General features: G+C 69.8%; 6 protein-coding genes. 5 read left to right on the top strand and 1 reads right to left on the bottom strand.

Annotation, left to right across the window (positions count from 1 at the left end):
* The 4 genes from alaS to INE98_RS13520 all read left to right on the top strand — a co-directional run.
* On the top strand, nt 1-2,034 hold a 2,034-nt coding region (gene alaS, locus INE98_RS13535; RefSeq protein WP_293539568.1), incomplete at its 5' end, for an alanine--tRNA ligase.
* Nucleotides 2,035-2,113: 79 nt separating this feature from the next.
* Nucleotides 2,114-2,674, top strand: a complete 561-nt coding sequence (locus INE98_RS13530; RefSeq protein ID WP_293539566.1) for a hypothetical protein — start codon at nt 2,114-2,116, stop codon at nt 2,672-2,674.
* A gap of 88 nt (nt 2,675-2,762) precedes the next feature.
* Entirely contained in the window at nt 2,763-3,581 is an 819-nt protein-coding gene (locus INE98_RS13525) for an SDR family NAD(P)-dependent oxidoreductase (protein ID WP_293539564.1), read from the top strand.
* Between the two features lie 20 nt (nt 3,582-3,601).
* A complete protein-coding gene (locus tag INE98_RS13520) occupies nt 3,602-5,815 on the top strand; it encodes a S9 family peptidase (RefSeq protein ID WP_293539563.1) in 2,214 nt (737 codons plus the stop codon).
* Nucleotides 5,816-6,084: 269 nt separating this feature from the next.
* Here the strand turns inward: INE98_RS13520 and INE98_RS13515 are convergent, their stop codons facing one another.
* The gene (locus INE98_RS13515; protein WP_293539561.1) at nt 6,085-7,302 is read right to left on the bottom strand and encodes an NADP-dependent isocitrate dehydrogenase; all 1,218 of its coding nucleotides are present in this window, start codon (nt 7,300-7,302) and stop codon (nt 6,085-6,087) included.
* Nucleotides 7,303-7,431: 129 nt separating this feature from the next.
* Here INE98_RS13515 and INE98_RS13510 point away from each other — a divergent pair.
* On the top strand, nt 7,432-7,820 hold a 389-nt coding region (locus INE98_RS13510; RefSeq protein WP_293539559.1), incomplete at its 3' end, for an RNA methyltransferase.

Here is a 7,820-nt window from a genome sequence, read left to right as displayed (position 1 = left end):
GGGAACCTGGTCTTCATGCAGTTCGAGCAGATGGCCGACGGGACCCGTCGCCCCCTGCCCAAGCCTCAGATCGACACCGGCAGGGGTCTGGAGCGCATCACCGCCGTCCTGCAGGGCGTGCACGACAACTATGACACCGACCTCTTCCGCACCCTGATTTCGGCCTCCCAGGGCCTGGTGGGTCCGGGCGGGGAGGCGGCCTCCCACCGGGTCATCGCCGACCACCTGCGCTCGTCCAGCTTCCTGATCGCCGACGGCGTCTCGCCCTCTAACGAGGGCCGGGGCTATGTCCTGCGCCGGATCATGCGCCGGGCCATGCGTCATGCCCACCTCCTGGGCGCCCAGGAGCCCCTGATGCACCAGCTGGCGCCGACCCTGATTTCGGAGATGGGCGAGGCCTATCCCGAGTTGCGCCGCGCCCAGCCCATGATCGTGGAGACCCTGCGCCAGGAGGAGGAGCGCTTCCGGCGCACCCTCGGGCGCGGCATGGCCCTGCTGGAAGAGGCGACCACCGGCCTGGGCGAGGGCGACCGCCTGCCCGGCGAGGTGGCCTTCCGCCTCTATGACACCTACGGCTTCCCGCTGGACCTGACACAGGACGCCCTGCGCGCCCGCGGCGTGGCGGTGGACCTGGACGGCTTCCAGGACGCCATGCGCCGCCAGCGCGAAATGGCCCGCGAAGCCTGGACCGGCTCCGGCCAGGCCGCGGCCGCGGCCGAATGGTTCGGCATCCGCGAGCGCCTCGGAGCCACCGAGTTCCTGGGCTATGAGCGCACCGAGGCCGAGGGCGAGCTGGTGAGCCTGGTCCGCGGCGGGGACGAGACGCCCTCCGCCGGCGCCGGCGAGACCGTCTTCGCCGTCTTCGACTGCACCCCTTTCTACGCCGAGGGCGGCGGCCAGGCGGGGGATGTGGGCGTGGCGACCTGGTCCGGCGGACGGGGGCGCGTGCTCGACACCCAGAAGCAGGCTGGTGATCTTTTCGTCCATGAAATCGAGATCTTGGAGGGTGAACTTCAGGTGGGCCACAGGATCCGGCTGGCCGTGGATGCAGACCTGCGCCGCACCACCAAGGCCAACCATTCGGCCGCCCATCTCCTGCACGCGGCCCTGCGCCATGTCCTTGGGCCCCATGTCGCCCAGAAGGGCCAGATGGTGGACGGCGAGCGTGTCCGCTTCGACTTCAGTCATGGCGGACCGGTCACCCAGGCCGAGATCGAAGCCATAGAGGCGGAGGTCAACGCCGTGATCCGCCAGAACCGCTCGGCCCGGACCGAGGAAATGGCGCCGGAAGCGGCGATCGCCGCCGGGGCTGTGGCCCTGTTCGGCGAGAAGTACGGCGAGTCTGTCCGCGTCCTGACCCTGGGCGAGGCCCTTGAGGGCGACGGCGCCTATTCCGTGGAGCTGTGTGGCGGCACCCATGTCGACCGCACCGGGGACATCGCCCTGTTCAAGATCGTCTCCGAGGGCGGCGTCGCAGCCGGTGTGCGCCGGATCGAGGGGGTGACCGGAGAGGCGGCGCGCCGCTGGCTGGTCGAGCAGGCCGCCGTGGCCCGCAGCCTGTCCGAACAGTTCCGCACCCCGGTGTCCGAAGTCCTGGCCCGCGTGGAGGCCCTGGAGGCCCAGCGCCGCAAGCTCGAGAAGGAGTTGGCCGAGGCCCGGCGCCAGCTGGCCATGGGCGGCGGCGCCGCCGCGGCCAGCGGTCCCGAGGAGGTCGGCGGCGTCCAGCTTCTCGCCCGGGTCATGGACGGCGTCGGCGGCAAGGACCTGAGGCCCATCGCCGAGGAATTCAAGAAACAGGTTCCGGACGGGGTCATCGCCCTGGTGGGAACCGCCGACGGCAAGGCCGCCGTCACCGTCGCCGTCACCGGCGCGGCGGCCCAGAAGCTGAGCGCCGTGGACCTGGCAAGGGCCGCGGTCCAGGCCCTTGGCGGGCAGGGTGCCGGTGGCCGTCCCGACTTTGCACAGGGTGGTGCGCCGGACGCCGCGCGGGCCGAGGAGGGGCTGGCCGCCGTGCGGGCCCTGCTCGGCGGCTGATTCTGCGCCTCCGGTGAAAGGATCAGGGGCAGGCGGTGCGACCAGACCTCCTGGCGGGCGGCCCTCCGTCGGGGCACACGTGTTTGCGCTTCAGCTTCAGGCCCTCCCAGGGCCGGACGCCCTATCCGGACTTCTCCAGGCGCAGAGGGTGTATCCGGCGCAGAAGACGGGATGGCGCCCCCTTCCTGCAGGGTCGCTCCATCTCACCGTTCAGCCGATCCTCGATCCCGTTGAGATCCGTCAGGCTCAGGTCATCCAGCCCGGCGCGGCCATGTCAATGCTGGCGGGCCTGGGGCCGATCTGTTCGGAGTCGCCAGCCTTTGAGATCGTCCTGGACCGCGTAACCCGCCTTCGCTCGGCCATAGTCGCACTTGGTGAAACGCCCGCGCCGCTGGCGGCCTTACGCCGCCGCCTGGTTCACGAGCTCATCGGCCTCCGCCTGCCGGTTCGGACGCTGGAGATTGCGCATGTCACCCTCTTCCGGTGCGACCTCGGGGAGGGGCCAGCCCCGGCCGCGCCCCCGTCCATGCCGATCAAGGTGCGAATGCGGGTGGGAGCGCTGCGTCTGATCGAGGAGAAGGTCTTCCCATCTCTGGAGGTCGAAATCCTGCGGACCTTCGAACTCGGCGGGGCGTGTTGAGCCGGCGCGGGGGCCTTGCCTCAAGCGGCGTCCGGGGCGAGGGTTCGACGATAAGGTGAACCCTATTCAAGGTCCGGGAGGCCGCCCCATGTCTTCGCCCGTCATCAATCCCAATGGGACCCTCAAGGGAAAGGTCGCCGTCGTGACCGGCGCCAGCCGGGGCATCGGCGAGGCGATCTGCGCCCGTCTGGCCATGGAGGGCGCCCGGGTCGTGGCCTCGGCGCGCACGGCGGAGTCCGGCGAGAGCCGCCTGCCCGGCACCCTGCACGACACGGTGGACCGCCTGCGCCGCGCCGGCGCGGACGCCGCCTTCATCAAGGCCGACCTGGCCGTCGCAGCCGACCGCGAGCGCCTGATCGACGAGACCGCCGCTCTGTTCGGACCGGTGGACATCCTGATCAACAACGCCGCCATCACCTACTTCATGCCAGTGGTCGACTTCACCGAGAAGCGCTTCAAGCTGATGATGGAAGTGCAGGTCTATGCGCCCTTCCACCTGTCGCAGCTGGTCCTGCCCTCGATGATCGCGCGTGGCTCGGGGTCGATCGTGAACATCTCCTCGCCGGCGGGGATCCATCCCAAGCCGCCTTACCGCGGCGGTCGAGGCGGGACGGTCTACGGCATGTGCAAGGCCGCGCTGGAGCGCTTCACCACCGGCCTCGCCTCGGAGGTCCAGGCCAACGGCATCGCGGTGAACGTCGTCTCGCCGGGCCTCGTCGATACGCCCGGCGTGGCGGTTCATGGCCTGATCAACGCGCAGTCCAAGGACCGGGTCCAGCCCATCGAGTACATCGCCGAGGCGGTCTACCAGCTGGCCAAGGCCGATCCGGCGACCATGACCGGCCGGGTGGATTATGCCGAGCCCCTGCTGAAGGAACTGGGCCTGGAGCCTTCCGCCCTGATCTGAGCCTTGTGGAGGTGCGCGTGATGAAGTTTGCAGCAGGAGTGCTGGCCCTGGCCCTGATGACGGGATCTGCGACGGCGGAGGATCTGACCCTCGAGCGGGTCTACGCGGCGCCGGACCTGAGCGGGCCGCGCGCCCGCGGAGTCGCCCTATCGCCGGACGGGACCCTTGTCACCTATCTCCGGGCGCGGGCGGACAATCCTCGGGTGACGGACCTCTGGGCGGCGGATGTCGCCGGCGGGGCGCCCCGCCGGCTGATCGACGCCGCCGCCCTGATCCCCACCGGTCGGGACCTTTCCGAGGCCGAGAAGAGCCGCCGCGAGCGCCAGGGCGTCCAGACCTCAGGCGTGGTGGCCTACGACTGGGACGACGAGGGCCGCTTCATCCTCGCGCCCGTCGAGGGCGACCTCTGGCTCTGGACCCGGGCCGACGGATCCCTGCGCCGCCTGACCGAGACCCCTGAGGACGAGGTCGACGCCCGGGTCTCGCCCAAGGGCGGCTTCGTCTCCTTCGTCCGGGGCGACAACCTCTGGATCGCGCCGTCCGGGGGCGGAGAGGCGAAGGCCTTGACCCGGGACGGAACCGAGGTGCGCAGCTGGGCGACCCCCGAGTTCATCGCCCAGGAGGAGATGGACCGTCAGACCGGCTACTGGTGGAGCCCGGACGAGACCCGGATCGCCCTGACCCGGGTGGACCTGTCCGGCGTGGACGTCGTCGAGCGGTTCGACGTGAACGCCGCCGGCGCGGTGATCGTGCCCCAGCGCTATCCCCGGACCGGCCGTCCCAACGCCCGGGTGGAGCTGTTCGTCGCCGGCCTGGACGGCGGCGCGCCCGTGGCCGTGGACCTCGGCGCCGACCCCGACATCTATCTTGCCCGGGTGGACTGGTCCCGCAATGGGCGGACCCTGTACGTCCAGCGACAGTCCCGGGACCAGAAGCGGCTGGACCTGCTGGCGGTGGACCCGGCGACCGGGGCCTCCCGGGTCCTGCTCACCGAGACCAGCCCGCACTGGGTGGAGCTGACGGACGATTTCCGGCCGCTGAAGGACGGATCCTTCCTGTGGTCTTCCGAGCGCTCGGGCTGGAAACATCTCTATCTCTATGGTCCGGATGGCCGCCGAATCCGGCAGGTGACCCGGGGCGATTGGCCCGTCGACGCCGTCCAGGGGATCGACGAGGCCCGCGGCGTCGTCCTGTTCACCGCCAATCGAGATACGCCCGTTGAGCGCCGCCTTTACGAGGCCTCCTGGCGACGGGCCCAGGCGCCGCGCGCCCTCACCGGCGCCGGGGGCTGGTGGACCGTGAAGGTCGCCGGCCGGGGCGGGGCCTTCGTGGGAACCTACGAGGACCCGACGACGCCCCCCCGGACGGGGCTCTACCGCGCCGACGGTGAGCGCGTGCGCTGGATCGAGGAGAACCCGCTGGACGACACCCACCCCCTGGCCGCCTACCGGGACCGGCTGAGGACTCCGACCTACGGGACCCTTAAGGCTGCCGACGGGACGGACCTTTGGTGGTCCATGCGCACGCCGCCGGGCTTTGATTCCTCCCGGAAGCATCCGGTGGTGGTCCGGGTCTATGGCGGCCCCGGCAGCGCCCAGGTGCGCAAGGTCTGGCACGATCCGGCCGACCAGCTCTACCTCCAGGCCGGCTTCATCCTCTTCTCCCTCGACAATCGCGGGACGCCCAACCGTTCGACGGCCTTCAAGACCGCCATCGACCGCCGGCTGGGCCAGCTGGAGGTGGACGACCAGATCGCCGGCGCCCGCTGGCTGGCCCAACAGCCCTTCGTCGATCCCGCGCGGATCGGCGTCACCGGCTGGTCCTATGGCGGCTACATGGCGCCGATGCTTCTCACGGCGCCCGATACGCCCTTCGCCGCCGGGGTGTCCGGCGCGCCGCCGACGGACTGGACCCTCTACGACACCCACTACACCGAGCGGTACATGGGAAAGCCGTCCGAGAACCCGGCGGGCTACGCCGCCTCGGAGGTCACGGCCCGGCTGGGGCGGCTGAAGCCGGAGAGCCTGCTGCTGATCCATGGCATGGCTGACGACAACGTGACCTTCGACAACGCCACCCGGGTCATGGCCAACCTGCAGGGCAGGGGCGTCGCCTTCGAGACCATGGTCTATCCGGGCCTCCGGCACCGTGCCGGCTGGACCCAGACCCACCTGAAGCACCGCACCGCTGCGACCCTGGAGTTTTTCCGGCGGAAGCTCGGGGCCGGGCGGTAGGGGGACTTCCGAGCTGCTGTCGAATCCTTACTGAGCTTCGCCCGGAGCGCCCCCTCAGGGGCGCCATTGGCTCAGCAATTCCTCCCCCTCCTTGAGGGGGAGGTGGACCGCGCAGCGGGCCGGAGGGGGAAGCTGCGCCGCCCTTGCACCCCCTCAGCCGGCTTTGCCGGCAGCTCCCCCTGATGGGGAGCAATAGCTCGGCAATTCCTCCACCTTCAGGGGGAGGTGAACCGCGCAGCGGGTCCGAGGGGGCGGCCGGGGTGATGGGCTCAGCCCGCCGCGAGAGCCTTGTCGAGGTTTGCCGCCACCTTGTCGATGAAGCCCTCGGTGGTCAGCCAGCCCTGGGTTTCGCCGACCAGCAGGGCCAGGTCCTTGGTCATGGCTCCGGCCTCCACCGTCTCGACGCAGACCCTCTCCAGGGTGTGGGCGAAGTTGGCCAGGGCCTCGTTGCCGTCCAGCTTGGCTCGGTGCTCCAGGCCCCGGGTCCAGGCGAAGATCGAGGCGATGGAGTTGGTCGAGGTCGACTCCCCCTTCTGGTGCTGGCGGTAGTGGCGGGTGACGGTGCCGTGGGCGGCCTCGGCCTCCATGGTCTTGCCATCCGGGGTCAGGAGGACCGAGGTCATCAGGCCCAAGGAACCGAAGCCCTGGGCGACCTGGTCGGACTGGACGTCGCCATCGTAGTTCTTGCAGGCCCAGATGAAGCCGCCGTTCCACTTCAGGGCCGAGGCGACCATGTCGTCGATCAGGCGGTGCTCGTAGGTCAGGCCCGCCTCCTTGTACTGGGCGGCGAACTCGGCCTCGTAGATCTCGGAGAAGATGTCCTTGAAGCGCCCGTCATAGGCCTTGAGGATGGTGTTCTTTGTGGAGAGATAGACCGGGTAGTTGCGCTGCAGGCCGTAGGCGAGGGAGGCCCGGGCGAACTCGCGGATCGACTCGTCCACGTTGTACATGGCCATGGCGACGCCGGAGCCGGGGAAGTCGAACACCTCGTGCTCGATCTCCTGGCCATCCTCGCCCGTCCACTTGATGGTGAGCTTGCCCTTGCCGGGCACCCGGAAGTCGGTGGCGCGGTACTGGTCGCCGAAGGCGTGGCGGCCGATGATGATGGGCTGGGTCCATCCGGGGATGAGCCGGGGGACGTTCCGGCAGACGATGGGTTCGCGGAAGACGACACCGCCGAGGATGTTTCGGATGGTGCCGTTCGGCGACTTCCACATCTTCTTCAGGTTGAATTCCTTCACCCGGGCCTCGTCCGGGGTGATGGTGGCGCACTTCACGCCCACGCCGTGGCGCTGGATGGCCTGGGCGGATTCGATGGTCACCTTGTCGTCGGTGGCGTCCCGGTGCTCCATCCCCAGGTCGTAATAGTCGAGGGTGATATCGAGGTAGGGAAAGATCAGCTTGTCCTTGATCCACTGCCAGATGATGCGGGTCATTTCGTCCCCGTCGAGATCCACGACGGGGTTGGCGACTTTGATCTTGGCCATATCGGACGCGCACTCCTTGGCGAAACGGATGGAATCCAGAACTGCTATACCCCCCTGCCGGACCTGCGCAAAGGCTGAGGCAACCCCGGCGGCTTGCGCCAAACTGTCCGAGGCCTGAAAAGGGCGCTCATGGACCTCATAGCGCCCGCCATCATCCTCGACCGGCCGCAGCTCGCGCAGAACATCGGCGCTGTCGCCCGCGCGATGGCCAACTTCGGCCTTTCCGATCTCCGGCTGGTGGCGCCCCGTGACGGCTGGCCGCAGGAGCGGGCCTGGGCCTCGGCCTCCGGGGCGGAGTGGCCGCTGAACGCGGCGAGGGTCTTTGACACGGTGGCTGACGCGATCGCCGACCTGGCTCTGGTCCAGGCCACCACCGCCCGCCCGCGGGAGCTCCAGCTCCCCGTGCTGACCGCCAGGGAGGCTGTCGAGCGCGCCCATGGCGAGGCGGGTCAGGGCCTGCGGACCGGCCTGTTGTTCGGCGCCGAACGGGCCGGGCTGGAGACCGCCGACATCGCCCT

The organism is Phenylobacterium sp. (genome assembly GCF_020253645.1).
Taxonomy (GTDB): domain Bacteria; phylum Pseudomonadota; class Alphaproteobacteria; order Caulobacterales; family Caulobacteraceae; genus Phenylobacterium.
Note: the sequence above shows the minus strand (reverse complement) of the source record. Positions and strands in the feature narration are given on the sequence as shown.

What these genes read in the sequence shown, in the direction of transcription:
- INE98_RS13525 (WP_293539564.1), top strand. Translation starts at nt 2,763, where the DNA reads ATGTCTTCGCCCGTCATCAATCCCAATGGGACCCTCAAGGGAAAGGTC.
- INE98_RS13520 (WP_293539563.1), top strand. Translation starts at nt 3,602, where the DNA reads ATGAAGTTTGCAGCAGGAGTGCTGGCCCTGGCCCTGATGACGGGATCT.
- INE98_RS13515 (WP_293539561.1), bottom strand. Translation starts at nt 7,302, where the DNA reads ATGGCCAAGATCAAAGTCGCCAACCCCGTCGTGGATCTCGACGGGGAC.